This is a genomic window from bacterium, from assembly GCA_037131655.1.
In the GTDB taxonomy this organism is placed as follows: Bacteria; Armatimonadota; Fimbriimonadia; order Fimbriimonadales; family JBAXQP01; genus JBAXQP01.
Genome location: JBAXQP010000022.1, coordinates 1 through 15811, shown reverse-complemented (window position 1 = coordinate 15811; position 15811 = coordinate 1). Strand labels below are relative to the sequence as shown.

16 protein-coding genes and 2 tRNA genes are annotated in these 15811 nt (G+C 49.4%); 7 read left to right on the top strand and 11 right to left on the bottom strand.

Annotation, left to right across the window (positions count from 1 at the left end; all coding sequences use genetic code 11):
- Window positions 1-5: 5 nt before the first annotated feature.
- The 4 genes from WCO51_02070 (at window position 6) to WCO51_02055 (ending at window position 1884) form a co-directional block, all read left to right on the top strand.
- Window positions 6-563, top strand: a complete 558-nt coding sequence (locus WCO51_02070) for a LemA family protein (protein ID MEI6512043.1) — start codon at window positions 6-8, stop codon at window positions 561-563.
- 64 nt (window positions 564-627) lie between these two features.
- Window positions 628-701, top strand: a tRNA-Ile gene (locus WCO51_02065).
- 16 nt (window positions 702-717) lie between these two features.
- Window positions 718-790 (top strand) — tRNA-Ala (locus WCO51_02060).
- A gap of 89 nt (window positions 791-879) precedes the next feature.
- Window positions 880-1884 carry a uroporphyrinogen decarboxylase family protein gene (locus tag WCO51_02055; protein MEI6512042.1) on the top strand — a complete coding sequence of 335 codons (1005 nt, stop codon included), beginning with the start codon at window positions 880-882 and terminating at the stop codon, window positions 1882-1884.
- A gap of 388 nt (window positions 1885-2272) precedes the next feature.
- Here WCO51_02055 and purD read toward each other — a convergent pair whose 3' ends face one another.
- Window positions 2273-3544 (bottom strand): phosphoribosylamine--glycine ligase, encoded by a 1272-nt coding sequence (purD, locus tag WCO51_02050; protein ID MEI6512041.1) that lies wholly within the window; start codon window positions 3542-3544, stop codon window positions 2273-2275.
- A 60-nt stretch (window positions 3545-3604) separates the two neighbouring features.
- Here purD and WCO51_02045 point away from each other — a divergent pair, with 60 nt between their 5' ends.
- Window positions 3605-4060 carry a dTDP-4-dehydrorhamnose 3,5-epimerase family protein gene (locus WCO51_02045; protein MEI6512040.1) on the top strand — a complete coding sequence of 152 codons (456 nt, stop codon included), beginning with the start codon at window positions 3605-3607 and terminating at the stop codon, window positions 4058-4060.
- Here WCO51_02045 and WCO51_02040 read toward each other — a convergent pair.
- From WCO51_02040 to WCO51_02030, 3 genes are read right to left on the bottom strand one after another with little or no spacing between them, the layout of a single operon-like run.
- Complete coding sequence (locus WCO51_02040) at window positions 4057-4557, bottom strand: DUF2752 domain-containing protein (protein MEI6512039.1); 501 nt, start codon at window positions 4555-4557, stop codon at window positions 4057-4059. The genes WCO51_02045 and WCO51_02040 overlap by 4 nt on opposite strands.
- Window positions 4558-4563: 6 nt before the next feature.
- Window positions 4564-5226: a hypothetical protein gene (locus WCO51_02035; protein MEI6512038.1), complete on the bottom strand. Its 663-nt coding sequence runs from the start codon at window positions 5224-5226 to the stop codon at window positions 4564-4566.
- On the bottom strand, window positions 5226-5366 hold the full coding sequence (locus tag WCO51_02030; GenBank protein MEI6512037.1) for a hypothetical protein: 141 nt from the start codon (window positions 5364-5366) through the stop codon (window positions 5226-5228). The genes WCO51_02035 and WCO51_02030 overlap by 1 nt, the downstream gene beginning before the upstream one ends.
- A gap of 432 nt (window positions 5367-5798) precedes the next feature.
- Here WCO51_02030 and WCO51_02025 point away from each other — a divergent pair, with 432 nt between their 5' ends.
- Together WCO51_02025 and carB are read left to right on the top strand one after the other, a co-directional pair.
- Entirely contained in the window at window positions 5799-6854 is a 1056-nt protein-coding gene (locus WCO51_02025) for an alcohol dehydrogenase catalytic domain-containing protein (GenBank protein ID MEI6512036.1), read from the top strand.
- 248 nt (window positions 6855-7102) lie between these two features.
- Window positions 7103-10360: a carbamoyl-phosphate synthase large subunit gene (carB, locus tag WCO51_02020; GenBank protein ID MEI6512035.1), complete on the top strand. Its 3258-nt coding sequence runs from the start codon at window positions 7103-7105 to the stop codon at window positions 10358-10360.
- Between the two features lie 8 nt (window positions 10361-10368).
- Here the strand turns inward: carB and flhB are convergent, their stop codons facing one another.
- From flhB to WCO51_01985, 7 genes are all read right to left on the bottom strand, one after another.
- Window positions 10369-11436 (bottom strand): flagellar biosynthesis protein FlhB, encoded by a 1068-nt coding sequence (gene flhB, locus WCO51_02015; GenBank protein MEI6512034.1) that lies wholly within the window; start codon window positions 11434-11436, stop codon window positions 10369-10371.
- A 142-nt stretch (window positions 11437-11578) separates the two neighbouring features.
- A complete protein-coding gene (gene fliR, locus WCO51_02010) occupies window positions 11579-12349 on the bottom strand; it encodes a flagellar biosynthetic protein FliR (GenBank protein MEI6512033.1) in 771 nt (256 codons plus the stop codon).
- Between the two features lie 9 nt (window positions 12350-12358).
- Window positions 12359-12631 (bottom strand): flagellar biosynthesis protein FliQ, encoded by a 273-nt coding sequence (gene fliQ / locus WCO51_02005; GenBank protein MEI6512032.1) that lies wholly within the window; start codon window positions 12629-12631, stop codon window positions 12359-12361.
- 24 nt (window positions 12632-12655) lie between these two features.
- Window positions 12656-13444, bottom strand: a complete 789-nt coding sequence (gene fliP / locus WCO51_02000) for a flagellar type III secretion system pore protein FliP (protein MEI6512031.1) — start codon at window positions 13442-13444, stop codon at window positions 12656-12658.
- Window positions 13445-13446: 2 nt separating this feature from the next.
- On the bottom strand, window positions 13447-14091 hold the full coding sequence (locus WCO51_01995; GenBank protein MEI6512030.1) for a flagellar biosynthetic protein FliO: 645 nt from the start codon (window positions 14089-14091) through the stop codon (window positions 13447-13449).
- Window positions 14091-15023, bottom strand: a complete 933-nt coding sequence (fliN, locus tag WCO51_01990) for a flagellar motor switch protein FliN (protein MEI6512029.1) — start codon at window positions 15021-15023, stop codon at window positions 14091-14093. Before fliN ends, WCO51_01995 begins: the two co-directional genes overlap by 1 nt.
- Before the next feature lie 8 nt (window positions 15024-15031).
- On the bottom strand, window positions 15032-15811 hold a 780-nt coding region (locus WCO51_01985; protein ID MEI6512028.1), incomplete at its 5' end, for a FliM/FliN family flagellar motor switch protein.

The following is a 15811-nucleotide window of genomic DNA, read 5'->3' as shown; positions in this document are numbered from 1 at the left end:
ACCCAATGTTATTTATATGGTTTCTGATATTCGTTTTTTGTCTGGTAGCCGTGTGGTATGTGAGGACTTACAATAATCTGGTTGCTCATCGCAATCGGATTGATAATGGTTGGGCGCAGATCGATGTGCAGTTGAAGCGGCGATACGACTTAATTCCAAACATAATCGAGACGGTCAAGGGTTATGCCGAGCATGAGAAACAGGTGTTCCAGAACGTAATGGACGCTCGCGAAAGGGCGCTTAAAGCAGGAACCGTCACGGATCAGGCTCAGGCGGAGAATATAGTCGCACAGGGATTGCGGTCGATTTTCGCAATTGCCGAAGCCTATCCACAACTTCGTGCCAGTGAGAACTTCCAGCAGTTGCAAGCAGCTTTGGCGGATACTGAAGACAAGATACGCTTTGCCCGCCAGTTCTATAATGACACAGTGATGTTATATGAAACTTTGCGTCAGACCTTCCCTACCTCGTTTATAGCGGAAAGATCAGGTTTTGGCAAACGCGATTATTTCGAGTTAGACGCCACTCCCGACCAGCGCGAAGCCCCACAGGTGAAGTTCTAGTTGATACTGACGAAGATATAGTCTTGACAATTCCAAGCAGGTTGATGTATTCTATCCTGTGCTTGGGCCCGTAGCTCAGTTGGTTAGAGCGCACCCCTGATAAGGGTGAGGTCACCTGTTCGAATCAGGTCGGGCCCATTTTTTACTTCGACATGGGGGCTTAGCTCAGTTGGGAGAGCATCGCCTTTGCAAGGCGGCGGTCAGCGGTTCGAGTCCGCTAGCCTCCATTTTTACGACCTATTCTTCTTGACATCCCTCCTTTACCAAACACGCGGGTATCATACTTCGGCATCAGTTTTTCGTGAAAGGGTTATAGATGTTAGCTTCAGCGAAGAAAAATCGACAATTTTTGGTGGATTTATTTGCGGGTGAATTCCGGGGGCATGCGATTATTATGGACCCCTTAGGAAAACCGTTTGAAAAGCCGGATGGGGATGCAGCGGTGTCCGAAGCTCCTGTCAAAGATTGGCTGCCGTGTACTTTGCAAATGTATGAAGATCGGCTTCGGTGGCATCTTATGATAGGGGATGACAGTGTTCCTTGGGCCGGTTCTTGGGTAGGAACAGAGTTCTTTGCAGCATGTTTTGGCGCGCCGGTGAAGATAGACGGGCAAAATATCCCGTTCGCCCTCCCGTTGGTGTGTACATCCGAAGAAGCTGATAAGCTCGAAGCGCCGAGCCTGAATGTACGACTGATAGAACGAATATTCGAGCTGTACTATCTGGCTCAAGAGCGGCTTGGGACGGATGTACCCGTCGGAGTGCCTGATATCCAAAGCCCCTTCGATATCGCCGCTCTTATTTGGCGAAAACAAGATATGTTTATCGCCATGAGAGAAGAGCCTGAAGCGGTCAAACGTTTGGTGGACAAGTGTTACCAATTACTCACTAGCTTCTTCACCGAGTTCAAAAAACAGTTTCCAATTTGCAGCATGAGCCATTGCCCTTACGCCTACGGTCCGGAAGAATTAGGTATTTGGCTTTCAGAAGATGAAGCCGGTTCGATGAGCGTGAGGGATTTTGAGGAATTCTGCCTGCCTACCCTTACCCGTTTGAGTGAAGATCACGGCGGCCTTTTCATGCATTGTTGCGCCGCCGCCGATCATCAGTATGACAACTTCAACAAAATCCCCAACCTTAGGGGAATTAATCGTGTTTTCCAAGCTGTCGGCCCTCGCCCAGCGATAAAGGCTTTTGAGAACCGAACGGTTATCATGCAAGCTTGGTGGAATCTAGAGAAGATAAACGGACTCTTAGACATGGCCTTGCCAGGCACAAGATTTCTTCTGAACATGGGCCCCGAAGACCCTGACGACTCCTAACGAACTTACGAAGCCTTACGAGCGCGTTGCCCGAGGAGTTAGGGGGAGGGGATAGAAACAAGAAGCTAGAAGCTAGAAGCTAGAAGCAAGAAGCAAGACCTGGATTTGGCTAAAGGCATAAACTATTAGATTGTTAATCCTGACCGCCCTTCGATACAGCCCGGAGGCCTACTTAGGGATGCGGGTTTTCTTTTCTTATGGAGAGTCAGGCGGCGTAGCCTCTTACACATTGAAAAATGTGTCATTCTGAACGAAGCGAAGAATCTGTTTAAAAGGTTTCAGAGTGGGTTGCTTCGGCACAATCAGCCTCGCAATGACACGTTATAGAGTGTATTACCGGCAATCCTAATCTTAATCTAATCCGGAATCTTGCATCTTGCTACGTTTCCTAACTAATCCCCTCGGCGATGTCTCGGCGGTAGTGGGCGCCTTCGAAATGGATTTGGTCGCAGGCTTGATAGGCGAGTTTGCGGGCTTCTTGGATGGTGGGGCCAGTGGCGGTGACGCCTAAGACCCGACCGCCTGAGGTGACGATTGTATCGCCAAGAAGTCTGGTTCCGGAGTGCATAACGCTTACGCCGGGGATCTTTTTAGCTTGTTCGAGGCCTTCGATGGGGAAACCCGTCTTGTATTCTCCGGGATAGCCGCGGCTTGCCATAACGACACAGACAGCCGCCCCTTTCTTCCAGCGAATTTCGACTTGATCGAGGCGTTCTTCGACGACTGCCATTGCAACTTCCAAAAAGTCGTTTTCGAGCATTTGGAGCACTGATTGAGTTTCGGGATCGCCGAAACGGCAGTTGAATTCAAGGGTATACGGCAGACCTTCTTGAACGAGGACACCTGGGAAGAGAACACCTTTATAGGGAATTCCTTTATCGGCCATCGCCTTCACTGTTGGGCGCACAATTTTTTTGTAGATAGATGCCTGAAGCTCATCAGTTAGGAATGGTACTGGAGTGTAGCTTCCCATGCCGCCTGTGTTGGCGCCTTGGTTGCCGTCATAAACGCGCTTGTAATCCTGAGAGCCTTGGAGCATCGTTACGGTCGTGCCGTCGCTGATAGCCATGATGGACAACTCAGGACCTTCCAGGCGATCTTCGACTACGACGGTCTTGCCAGCCTCGCCGAGTGTATTGCGGTCCATAAGCATTTCGACTGCATCGAGTGCCTGGCCGAGAGACTCGGTGACGATAGCGCCTTTCCCAAGCGCTTGGCCACTAGCTTTGATGACCAATTTCATTCCGGCATCAGAACGCTTTTTAACATAATCTTTGGCAGAATGTGAATCGGTAAAGGTTTCAAATTCGGCTGTTGGGATCGAATTCGCTCTCATAAGATCTTTGGCGAATGCTTTGCTTCCTTCTAGCTCAGCGGCTGCGGATCTTGGGCCAAAAACTTTCAGACCGACTTCTTCCATGTCGTCCACTAAACCGGCAATAAGCGGCGATTCGGGGCCGATAATCGTCAAATCGATTTTGTTTTCTATCGCGAATCTTATTAGTGAGTCCGTTTGCGGCGTGATAGGCACAAGTTCTGCCTGCTCGGCAATGCCCGCATTGCCTGGCGCGCAAAATAATCGTTTAACATTTGGGCTTTGCGCCAGTTTTGAAACAATAGCATGCTCGCGACCGCCACTTCCGACTACTAATACCTTCATCGCTTACCTCAGTTAATTTATGCTATGATGATAACATAATCTACGCAAAAAGAGGCAGCAATGATCGAAGGTCTCATCATTAAATCGCTAAAAGTTCATGCAGATGAACGTGGGACGCTCATGGAAATGTTGCGTGCGGATGAGGATGTGTTCCGTCAATTCGGGCAGGCTTATGTTTCATTAAACTACCCGGGTGTCGTTCGTGCCTGGCATTGGCATGAGAAGCAATGGGACTATTGGGTTGTGATCAAGGGGATGGTCAAAGCGGTTTGCTATGATGCCCGCGAAAATTCGCCAACTAAAGGACAGGTTACTGAAGTGTTCCTAGGCGATAAAGACCAGAAGCAGATTGTGATCCCGCCGGGTGTAGTTCATGGCTACAAGACAATTGGAGTTGATACTGCCTACCTTCTCAATCTTCCAACCGAAATCTATAACACCAGTCAACCGGACGAATTCAGGCTTCCTTATGATAGCCCCGAAGTCCCCTACAACTGGGACATCAAAATGCATTAGGGATGCCACAGAAAGCAACGGATAGTTCCATAGAGCAAAATCACTCCAACGCAAGTTAGTCCAACCCGATTGGCGAACCGGGGATTGATTCGAATTCTTTGGCGTTTGAAAATGCCATAGGCGACAAAGCTGCTATGAACTAACATCCCCAAAAAGATAACCGGGCCGAATAGGTTGGCTTTTATAGCGGTCAGTAACTGAAGATGCGCCATTGCGGTGAAGCTGGTTGTCAACCCGCAAGTAGGGCATGGGCGGCCGGTGATAAATTGGAATGAACATGGGGGAAGAAATATCTGACGATGGGTGCCGTAACCGCGCGGGTCGGGGTGAAGGACAAGCGCTGTTCCTAAAATTCCCAAAACAATCAACAGCCAAAGCCCTTCATTTCTGAGCAGTAGCTTCAAAGGCACGTCCCGTTCCCACCATACCGTTCGAGGCAATATTAGCTCTGGACATCTTGGGGGAACTGTTTCCAGGACTTTGCTTTCCTCACTCATTTGCCGTTATCCTGCCTCGATAAATAGACGTGGATCACTAAGCATCCGAATAACCGCTTCAGTTGAGAAGACCTGTTCGGCCTTCATCAGTGATGACAAGCTTTTAATCTGCCTTGCATTCAAATGGTCAGCGGCGGAGTATATTTCTGAGGAATTTAAAGATGAAACGCAATCACCCAAGAAAGTCTTGAAGAAGAATTCATAATCCTCAACGGTGAACGAGCGGATATTACTCTTATGCGCGATAAGAAGCGGCGCGGGTGGCTGGATGGAGCAAACACAAATAAAAGTTCGCTTTTCGTCTGCTATCTGTGTTGGAATTTCGGCAAGGGCGGCATCAACATATTCTTGACGCGGATAATTGGCGCTTCGCATGACTTCCAATAAGCGATCCAAATCATCAAATAGCACCGTTTCGGATTGTGAAAGGTGGTGCGTTAGAAGCCATTCAAGGGTTTCTTCCAGTCGTAGTGGATGGGTATCTCTCTGCCACTCCATAAACTGGCGCATCGTAAGAAGCTCACCTTCTCTATGCTGCGCAAGTGCTCGAAGCACGGTACTTCTGCCGGAGCCTCCAGCGCCACCTAAAATCATAATTGTTCCAGGTGTAGCCAGTCTGTCAATCTCTTCGAAGCATCTTAGCTGTGATGGTGATAGAGTGATCTTCATTACATACCTCCAAATCCCATAGGCGATGAGCCACCGCTTTTCTCAGACTTAATAAGCGGGGCGATTATTGCTTGGAAAGTTCCCGTATGCGCAAACAGTACGATCGCCAGCCCAATTCCTAGAAGAATAGCTATACGCATTTTACCATGAGTTCCAAATGGAGGTGTCATACGCCAGGCGGCAAAGGAAGGAAGGGGCAAGCAGAGTATATTAATGATAGCTGAGGCATAAGGTCAAGAGGGGGTTGCTTCGGTAAAATCATCTTCGCAATGACACATCAGAGTTTAGTGAGAATTAGTCCAAAGCGGGCGCCAGTCGTTATCACCCTTCGATACGGCCTGAAGGCCTACTCAGGGGTGAGGATGAATGGGATTCAGGGGATAAACTCTACACCAAATTCCGGTTATCAAGCATTTACGGATTCGCAATCCGTGAAACGGCAGATTTCGTTGAACGAAAAGGGTAAAATTGCACGGGGTAGCGAGAGAGGCAACAGGTCACTCGCCTTCCCCAATTCTTGTGTCCCTTTAATGGGGCGCAGGCGAATTTAAACCACCTAGAGGAGTCCATTTATGAGCGGCAAAACGATGTTGGCGGCCGTGCTTCATGATTTCAACGACCTGAGGCTCGAGCAAGTTCCGATCCCTGAACCAAAGAACTTTGGCGATGTGGTCGTTAAGATTAAGTCCTGCGGTATCTGCGCAACGGATTATAAGGCAATTAAAGGCGTTCGACGAAACGTTAAATTCCCGACCATCACCGGCCATGAGCCAAGTGGTGTAGTCACTGCCGTCGGTCCCGGCGTGTCTGCTTTCAAACCTGGCGATGAAGTTATCTGCCAGCCATCCGGTTTCTGCGGTTTTTGTTATAACTGTCGTGTCGGATTAACTCACTATTGCGAGCATTCTTTCGTCACCGGCGGCGATGGCCCGCCCGATATATGGGATGGCGCTTTCGCTGAATACATGAAAACCAGAGACACTTCGCTTTACTTTAAGCCCAAAAACATCTCTTGGGATGCAGCAGCCATCACCGAACCTTTGTCGGGCGCATGGAAAGGCACTTATAAATATAGCGAAGCTGGACTTGGTGATACCGTCGTTATTATTGGTGTAGGTTCGATAGGTATGCTTTGTATGATGATCGCTGGCGCAGCAGGCGCAGGCAATCTAATTGCGGTCGATACCAGCGAATATGCCCTTAATAACGCGGTCGAATTGGGTGCAACCCATACGGTTAATCCTGCCAAGGAAGATGCGAAGAAGCGAATCTACGAGATTTGCCCCGAAGGTCCGGATGTGATTGTCGAAGCTGCCGGTCCGATTGGGGCCGTTAAGTTGATGATCAGTCTGCTTCGCCGAGGCACTCACTGGAACGTATTCGGCATTACAACCCCCGAAACGTTCGAACTCGAAGGCGGCCTCACCCACTTCCTCGAAGCGAGAATGGATGCCAGCTTCGGCACTAACACCGAAGCCATGAGCAAAGCCATCCGCCTGATGGAGCGCGGCGTCATCGACCCAGGCAAGATCGTCACCCACCGCTTCCCGCTTACGAAAATCCACGAAGCGTTGGAAGTAATGGGCAGCCCCGAGCATAACAAAATCATGATCTGCCCTGAAGAGTAGGGGAGAGGGATCGAAGCAAGAGGCAAGAAGCAAGAAGCAAGATCCGGGCAAGCACTAACAAATAGAAGTGTCATTGCGAGGAGCGAAGCGACGTGGCAATCTCCTCTGAAGCAAACTGAATAGTAATGGGGATGGTCCTCATCCCCTCGGCTTACCTCCCCTGCAATGGGGGAGGTACCTATGTAATAGAGAGTGAGCGCCTGACTTTAACCCCCTTAGCTTGTGGGTGAGGTTCCCCCGGAGAATTTATGCCTAAAGATAGCTCAATAAAAAAAGTGATGGTTATCGGGTCTGGGCCGATTATGATCGGGCAGGCGGCGGAGTTTGATTATGCGGGGACGCAGGCTTGTACGGCATTGCGTGAAGAAGGCGTGTCGGTCGTCCTGATTAATTCCAACCCAGCAACCATCATGACCGATACCGAAATGGCGGATCGGGTCTATATTGAGCCTCTTAACGTTGAATTCGCTACCCGTGTGATTGCCCAAGAACGGCCTGATGGTCTGTTGCCTACCCTTGGTGGGCAAACGGGTTTGAACCTTGCCACTGAACTTGCTCTCAAAGGTGTTTTGGAAGAATACAATGTAAAGCTCCTGGGCACACCCCTTAGCGCAATTCAGGATGCGGAAGACCGTGAACGTTTCCGCGACATGATGCGGCGGATTAATGAGCCGGTCCCTGAAAGCTGGATCGTCGAAAACGTTGGCGAGCTTCATGAAGTATCAAAATTGTGTCCTTACCCATGCATCATCCGTCCTGCTTACACTTTAGGCGGCACTGGCGGTGGGGTTGCGCATGATGTGGAAGAATTGATTGAGATCGGTTCACGAGGACTCAAGCTATCGATGCGCCACCAGGTGATGATTGAGCGCAGTCTGCTTGGCTGGAAGGAAATCGAGTACGAAGTGATGCGCGATAGGGCCGATAGCTGCATCACTATCTGCAACATGGAAAACTTCGATCCTATGGGCATCCATACGGGCGATTCCATTGTGGTCGCCCCTTCCCAAACACTTTCCGATAAAGAATATCAAATGCTGCGCTCCGCCTCTCTGCGTATTATCCGAGCGCTGGGTATTGAAGGCGGCTGCAATGTCCAGTTAGCGGTCAATCCGAACGGCTTTGACTACTATGTAATCGAGGTCAACCCGAGAGTGTCGCGGTCATCGGCATTGGCTTCCAAAGCAACCGGCTATCCTATTGCCCGCGTTTCGGCTAAGATTGCAATAGGCTTAACTCTGGATGAAATCGACAACGCTGTCACCAAAGCTACCAAAGCCTGTTTTGAACCTGCGCTGGATTATATTGTGGTTAAAATTCCGCGCTGGCCGTTTGATAAGTTCCAATTTGGCGATCGTTCCCTTGGCACTCAGATGAAGGCAACCGGCGAGGTTATGTCCATCGACCGCAGCTTCGAATCGGCGATGATGAAGGCTATTCGCAGCTTGGAAATCGGACGGTGCGACTTACGCGATCCTGCCGCAACTCGCCTGAGCGAAATGGAACTCGAAAGCAAGCTTACAGTTGCGACGGATGAGCGGTTGTTCGTGCTTGCCGAAGCTTTTCGCCGCGGCATGACCGTTAAAGAATTGATGAGTCTCACCAAGATTGACCGATGGTTCCTCGAAAAGCTGCAAACGATGGTCGCGATGGAAAAGCAGTTGAGCGAAAAGTCTGGTGAGCTAAGAAGAACCTGTCTGAATCCTCAACCCTGCGAAGGCGCTGACTTGCTGAAACAGGCCAAGCGAATGGGTTTCCCCGACCGAACCGTCGCCGATTTCACCGGTCTTAAAGAGCGTACGGTTCGGCAGGCTCGCATTAAATTAGGAATTGTTCCTGCTTACAAAATGGTCGATACTTGTGCCGCTGAATTCGAAGCGATGACGCCTTATTACTATTCCTGTTATGACGGTGTACACGATAAGATAGCTTCCACTAATCCCAAAAAGGTGCTGGTCATTGGTTCCGGGCCTATCCGAATTGGGCAGGGAATTGAATTTGATTACTGTACTGTGCATTCCGTCTGGGCGCTGAGGGAAGCTGGGTATGAGGCCATTATTATCAATAACAACCCGGAGACGGTCTCGACTGATTTCGATACCTCCGATGGCCTTTATTTTGACCCGATTACCCTTGAAGACGTTTTGAACCTGATCGACTACGAAAAGCCCGAGGGTGTGATTGTTCAGTTTGGCGGTCAGACGGCGATTAACCTTGTGAATTCATTGGCGGATGCGGGTGTTCACATCTTCGGCACTCCGCCGGAAGCGATTGATATCACCGAAGATCGTGATAAGTTCGAGCGAGTGCTTAATGAACTTCAAATCCCCAAGCCGGCAGGGCGAGCGGTGACCAATGTCGAAGCGGCCAAACGGGTGGCGGCTGAGATAGGTTATCCGGTGTTGGTGCGTCCTTCTTACGTTCTTGGTGGACGTGCGATGGAGATAGTGTTTAACGATACAGAACTCGATAACTACATGACGATGGCCGTCAGCGTTTCACAGAATGCGCCAGTGCTGGTAGACAAATATGTGCGCGGCTGTGAAGCGGAAACCGACCTTATTTGTGATGGGGACGAAGCGCTTATTCCCGGCATTATGGAACACATTGAGCGTGCCGGAGTTCATAGCGGTGACAGCATGGCGGTCTATCCGCCGATAGGGCTTTCGGAAAGGGTTAAAGATCAGATTGTCGATTATGGCTGCCGTATTGCCAAAGCGCTCGGTGTTCGCGGCCTGATGAATGTTCAATATGTGGTAGCCAATGACCAGGCGTATGTTCTGGAAGTAAACCCACGCGCCAGCCGCACGGTTCCCTACATCTCCAAAGTCACCAACGTCCCGATGGTTCGCTTGGCGACCCAGATGATGCTGGGACATACTTTGAAAGAACTCGGTTGGAAGCCCGGCGTGCATCCCATAGGTACGACCGTCGCAGTTAAAGCGCCTGTGTTCTCATTCCTTAAATTGACCAAAGTGGACGTCTCGCTCGGCCCAGAAATGAAGTCAACCGGCGAAATTATGGGCGTGGATAGCAACTACTCCGCCGCCCTTTATAAAGCGATGCTTGCCTCAGGCATCGAAGTGCCAAAAGGTGGTTCGGTGCTGCTGACCGTTGCCGATGCCGATAAAGAGGAAGCGGTTGAACTCGCCTGCGCTTTCGCGCAGAGAGGTTTCCGCATCTTTGCTACTCCAGGAACCGGCAAAGCTATTCATAAAGCCGGGATCGAAGTTCAAATCGTTCCCAAAATGAACATGGGCAGTCCCAACCTGCTCGACATGTTACGAACAAATCGCGTTGATCTATTAATCAATACCCCCTCCAACGATCGCAAAGCCGAGATGGAAGGCTTAATCATCCGTAGAGCCTCCATCGAACACGGCATCCAGTGTCTGACCTCCCTAGACACCGCCAAAGCCCTTCTCATAGCCCTAGACACCGCCACCAGCAACAAAACCATCGCCTGCGAAGCGATGAGTGACTATGTGAAAGTGAAAGTGGAGTAGTGAAGCGCCTAAGCCTTTCGCTTGGTGTTTCTTAGTGTGTAGACGTATGCTAAGAGTTCAGCGACAGCTTGGAAGAGGGTGGTAGGGACTTCTTCACCGATTTCTACTGAGGCGTAAAGCTCTCGCGCTAAGGGGGGATTGGGGATTATGGGGACGTTGTGGCGGAGGGCTTCTTCTCTAATTCTTTGAGCTACTTTCAGACGTCCTTTGGCTAATACTTTTGGGGACCTCATTGAGGATGAGTCGTAGCGTAGGGCGACCGCGTAGGTAATCGGGTTTGTTACAATCACATCGGCTTTTCGGACATCCTGTATCATTCGGTTGCGTGAGAGTTGACGTTGGCGCTGCTTTAACTTGCCTTTGACAAATGGGCTGGCTTCCTGTTCTTTCATTTCCCTGCGCACTTCATCTTTGGTCATGCGCATATTCTTTTCGTACATCCATCGTTGATAAAAATAGTCAGCGCTCGCTAAGACAAGCCATAGAAAACCCACACGAAGCGCAATCAGATAGAGAACATGCCCAACCACAGCAAACCCATGAGTAGCAGGCATTAGACCTGTCTGGATTATACTTAACCATTCGCTTTGAAGTGTTTGCCAGGCAATCCCACCAATGATGAGTGTTTTAAAGATGGCCTTAAGCATATCGGCGACGGCTCGGGTTGAGAAGAGGCGTTGAAAGCCTTTGAGCGGATCAATTCGGGATAAATCCGGTTTAATGGGTTGTAATGAGAATAGAAACCCGACCTGTAGCAAGTTCGATGCGACACCTACTAGCGCTGTAAATCCTATGAGTGGTAACCATCCTTTTATAGCTGGGAGGGCAGAAGTATAGATATGTCTAATGATATCGTTTGGGGTGAAGCTCGTGTCGGCGATGTTCCGAAGCCCTTCAGTCATCGTTTGGCAGAAGCTGCTCGATAAGGTCATGCTCATCGCTGGCACCAATATTGCAAAGGCGAGGAAGTCGAGTGCAGACGAAAGCTCGGTTGATTTACAAACCTGCCCTTTCTTCCGCGCATCCTGCCTGCGTTTTTGAGTTGCCTGTTCTGTTTTTTCTTCGCCGTTTGCCATGAGATCCTATTTCGTATTTCGTATTAAGATTCCGAATTTCCTACCCTTGGCACCTCCCTAAAGGGAGGGGGGCTTGCTTAACCTTATATCTAACTCCTCTTCCCTTCAGAGAAGGGTGGTTAGAAGAAAACGTACTGCCCTATCACCTTAAAGTCTTGAAAAGCATTCCTATTTGACGTTCGTTTAAAGTGATAGCGTAGGAGATGGCCCAGGCCATGGAGGGGAGGGCGACGGCTAGGGACATCATTCCTACGATTATCTTCGCTGGAGCGCCGATGATGAAAACTGGCATCTGCGGCACTGCTCGGGACATTGCTGCCATTGCAATATCTGCAACGATAAGGGTTGCCCCAACCGGAGCGGCTATCTGAACCGCTAAGAGTAAAATTTGGCTCAAAATTAACGACATCGAGCCACATAAATGCTGGAGAGCTATCATCCCTGTTCCAGGCGCCATTTCGTAGCTTTTGGCAAATGCTGTCAACAGTATGTGGTGGCCATTGAGAATGAGAAATAGCACGATTGCTAAATTCATCTTAAATCCTGCCAGCAGAGTTGTTGTGGTTTGGGTCTGTGGATTTAACAATTGCATCATTCCAAACCCGATCTGCATGTCGAGAAAATGACCTGCCATCTCTGCCGCACTCAAAAGCAGCGTTACAAGAAAACCCAATAAAATCCCGATAAGCGCCTCATGCGCGATCGCACCGATGAAAGCTAACATTTCAGTTGGCACAGCTCCCACATGCGCTCGCAGCACTGGGGCCAAGGCTAATCCTAATACACCGCCTAAACCGATACGTACCTGTACTGGAACACCCAATCCATTAAATATCGGTGAAGTCGCAAACATCGATGTGGACCGGACGAAAATGAGCAGGAATGTATAGAAAAAGACAGTGTCGATAGCCATGGTTTTTAGTTATCTTGAGGTGATGGGTGGAATATGAGTAAACGAATCTTGAGTAAATGTCACCATTTGATCCATCATCCATGAGCCGAAAAGCATCAGCGATAAAATGACGGCCAAAATCTTGGGCACGAAGCTTAGCGTCATTTCCTGGATTTGAGTTACAGCTTGGAAAACGCTGATCAAAACGCCTGCGACTAGGCCGAACAGCAGCACCGGCATGCTAACCGACAAGGCGACGATCATCGCTTGTCTACCAATCGCCAAAACATCAGTTGCAGTCAAAACAGCACCTCCTTAAGCTCGTTTCTATCTAAAACCTTGCGCAATCGCGCCAATAAGCACGTACCAACCATTTGATAGAATAAATACAAGTATCTTGGCCGGCAGTGAAATCATTACTGGCGGTAGCATCATCATTCCCATCGACATCAAAACACTGGCTATAACCAAGTCGATTACCAGGAACGGAACATAGATATAAAATCCAATAATAAATGCTGTTTTCAATTCGCTGGTAACAAACGCAGGCACAACGGTCAAAAGGGATAAATCATCTGGTGTTTTGGGCCTTGGCTGATTGCGTAAGCGCAAGAATAAGCCAAGGTCACGGTCATAAGTTTGGCGCAGCATGAAAGAGCGCAAAGGAATTTCAGCATTTGTTGTAGCTTGCTGGAAAGTGATTTTATTCGCCATGTAAGGCTGGATGGCGTTATTATTAATTTGATCAAAGACAGGGGTCATTACAAAGAAAGTCAAAAACAAGCTGAGACCGATTAATATTTGGTTTGGTGGGATGCTTTGCGCGCCGATTGCGCTTCGAAGGAATGACAGCACGATAATAATTCGAGTAAATCCGGTCATCATGATGAGGAAGGCTGGCGCAACTGAGAGGATGGTCAGCATCGCCAAAACTTGGAGAGTGACCGCAACATCCTTTGGGTTTTTAGTCGATTCAAGGCCAATCTGCACTCTAGGCAGCGCAAGATTTTGTGAATAGACTGCTGATGCAAGCATTACTATTGCTACAATTAGCCCGCATTTTAACCAGGTTTTTTGGGGTGCAAATCGCCGCACCAAAGTCTGAATGGGTCTCATAATTATTGTCCCGATAAGCGCTTCAGGCGCTCGAGCGTTTCCTCGACGTTATCACGAGTCGGCTGGGGGTCTTCCGGGTCGGGTGTCGGCGCTTTAGGCTTGGCTTTTCTGAGTTCAGTTTCAAAGCTCTTGTCAGTCTGAGGAGCAGGCTGTTCTTCAAACTCAGTAAGATCGGCAATAAGATTAGCGCCGCCCTGAGTTGTTGCTACAAGCAATGTTCGGCCGCGAGCTTCGATAAGATGAAGCGTTCCGTTGTTGAGAGGCTTCGATTCAATCAATTTGATTTCGCCGAACCCACTTGCGCCTTTCAAACCGCCCATTCGCTGCAACCATCGAGGCAAAAGAAACTTAATTATCAGCGCAACCACTGCCAGTGCGAAAAGCATCTGCACAACATTTTTAGTCTCAACCGCCGGCAGGGTATTGGTCGGAATTGGATCATCACGTGTTCCCAAAGTATTAGCCGATGGGGTAACCGGTGTTGGCGTTGCAAGGGCAGGAGTCGTGACCACCGGTTTAGTTGGCGCTGGGCTGAGAGTCGAGGTTGGTGTTTGAGCCCAGGTCGCTAATGAGATTGCCAGGACAAACACTAAACCCAAAGCCCGCAGCAGGCCGTCCCTTTTTGCTGCGTTTGATAGAAAGGCCATTATTCCCTCTCGCCGATTCGCTGCAGACGCGCGGTCGGGCTCATGATCTCAGACACGCGGACTCCAAAGTTGTCGCCTAAGACAACTACTTCACCACGTGCAACGAGCCGCCCATTAACCATTACGTCGACCGGGTCACCGACAACCGCATCAAGCTCGACAATCGAACCAGGGCCGAGGTCAACGACTTCTTTAATCAACATCCTTACTCGTCCTAGCTCAACCGTAACCTCTAGAGGAATATCAAGTAGCAATTCCAACCCAGTCTCTTCAGTTGATTTGCTATCTTCAAATTGTGGGAGCGATAATTCCGTGGTGTTAGAGCCGAGATTTAGCCCATCAATTTGTTGGAAAGGATCTTCCGCAGGTTCAATTTTCAATATGCCAAGAAGAGATGCAAGGCTTTCGCAATCCAAAAGCCACATGATAGAAAACGGTATTGCTTCCTCGCCAATTTTACATGAGCCAACAGATTGGACAACATCAGTTGCTTCGAGGAAGTTCGTGGGGAAAGAAAACGCTCCGGCCTTAACGGTAAGATTCTGAACAGAGTGATCAGTGCCGGTAGCGCCCGAAATCGCCGCATAGAACTCCTCGGTGAAGACCTTTAATGAAGGGGTCAACGTTTCGGCGATCATATCATTAAAAACTGGCGTAGGGTCCCCTGTGATGACACCGGCAAGTGCGATTGCATCCTCATGGTTGATGATTAAGACTTGCGAGCGTGCGGGCATGCTTGACAGAGTGAATTCAATGGCAAGCACAGGGAACGTTAATTCCGTCATCAAATCACTTGTGTGAACCGAAACTGGCTCAGCAGGAGCTGCCTCCACCATCATGCTGACGTTCTCAGACATTACTGCAGAAGCGCGCTGCCACGCTTGCATTTGAAAATCGACTAATTTTGAAAGCATCTCAGGAGTTATTATCATAGGTCTTCTTAATCCTCCACCAATCTACTAATGCTGAAAACGAGCTTTTTCCCCTTAAGCGCCGGCTTGCCTTTGAATTTGGGTTGATTGCCGACCAGCATGAGGATCTCTTCATCCGTCTCTTGGTCGAGCTTAATCACATCGCCTTCGCGCAAATCAAGGAACTCTCGGATATTAATTCGCGATTGTCCTAACCGGACTGAGCATGGGGTTACAGTGCGTCCGATTTGCCAGGAAACTTGCTGTCGGTGCGCTGCGGAAGGCTTTCGAGGAACATTGGACAACCACCTTTGCGCGCCGAGTTTTTGAGTAACGGGCTTAAGGACCATGTAAGGGATACACATGCTCATCGCGCCCCGCTGTTCTCCGAGCCTGACTTCGAACAAAATCGTAATGACCACATCGTTTGGCGGGACGATTTGGACGAACTGGGTATTAGTTTCAATACTCTCGATGGTTGGGTTAACACTCAGAACGCTTTCCCATGAGCTTTTCATCGAGGAGAACATTCGGTTGATGATATTAGAAACCAACGGGCGTTCGATCTCGGTAAGATCAGTTCGCGAGGTCACTTTGCCGGTGCCGCCCAACATTCGATCGAGCATACCGAACAAAACGGAGAATTCAATTTCCATCACCATCTGGCCTGTGAGAGGGGGAAGGCTGAAAATCGTAAAAGCTGAACTCTTAATAGCGCGAAGGTACTCATCATAGGGCACCTGTTCGAGCGAAATTAGTTCTATCTGGACAGTAGAGCGCAGGTAGGCCGAAAGCGTTGAGGTGCACAA

Bases quoted from the DNA above. Each gene is read 5' to 3' on its own strand.
- WCO51_02025 (MEI6512036.1), top strand. From the start codon at position 5,799: ATGAGCGGCAAAACGATGTTGGCGGCCGTGCTTCATGATTTCAACGAC.
- WCO51_01995 (MEI6512030.1), bottom strand. From the start codon at position 14,091: ATGGCCTTTCTATCAAACGCAGCAAAAAGGGACGGCCTGCTGCGGGCT.
- WCO51_02045 (MEI6512040.1), top strand. From the start codon at position 3,605: ATGATCGAAGGTCTCATCATTAAATCGCTAAAAGTTCATGCAGATGAA.
- fliN (MEI6512029.1), bottom strand. From the start codon at position 15,023: ATGATAATAACTCCTGAGATGCTTTCAAAATTAGTCGATTTTCAAATG.
- WCO51_02055 (MEI6512042.1), top strand. From the start codon at position 880: ATGTTAGCTTCAGCGAAGAAAAATCGACAATTTTTGGTGGATTTATTT.
- flhB (MEI6512034.1), bottom strand. From the start codon at position 11,436: ATGGCAAACGGCGAAGAAAAAACAGAACAGGCAACTCAAAAACGCAGG.
- WCO51_02035 (MEI6512038.1), bottom strand. From the start codon at position 5,226: ATGAAGATCACTCTATCACCATCACAGCTAAGATGCTTCGAAGAGATT.
- WCO51_02070 (MEI6512043.1), top strand. From the start codon at position 6: ATGTTATTTATATGGTTTCTGATATTCGTTTTTTGTCTGGTAGCCGTG.
- fliR (MEI6512033.1), bottom strand. From the start codon at position 12,349: ATGGCTATCGACACTGTCTTTTTCTATACATTCCTGCTCATTTTCGTC.
- fliP (MEI6512031.1), bottom strand. From the start codon at position 13,444: ATGAGACCCATTCAGACTTTGGTGCGGCGATTTGCACCCCAAAAAACC.
- purD (MEI6512041.1), bottom strand. From the start codon at position 3,544: ATGAAGGTATTAGTAGTCGGAAGTGGCGGTCGCGAGCATGCTATTGTT.
- carB (MEI6512035.1), top strand. From the start codon at position 7,103: ATGCCTAAAGATAGCTCAATAAAAAAAGTGATGGTTATCGGGTCTGGG.
- WCO51_02040 (MEI6512039.1), bottom strand. From the start codon at position 4,557: ATGAGTGAGGAAAGCAAAGTCCTGGAAACAGTTCCCCCAAGATGTCCA.
- WCO51_02030 (MEI6512037.1), bottom strand. From the start codon at position 5,366: ATGCGTATAGCTATTCTTCTAGGAATTGGGCTGGCGATCGTACTGTTT.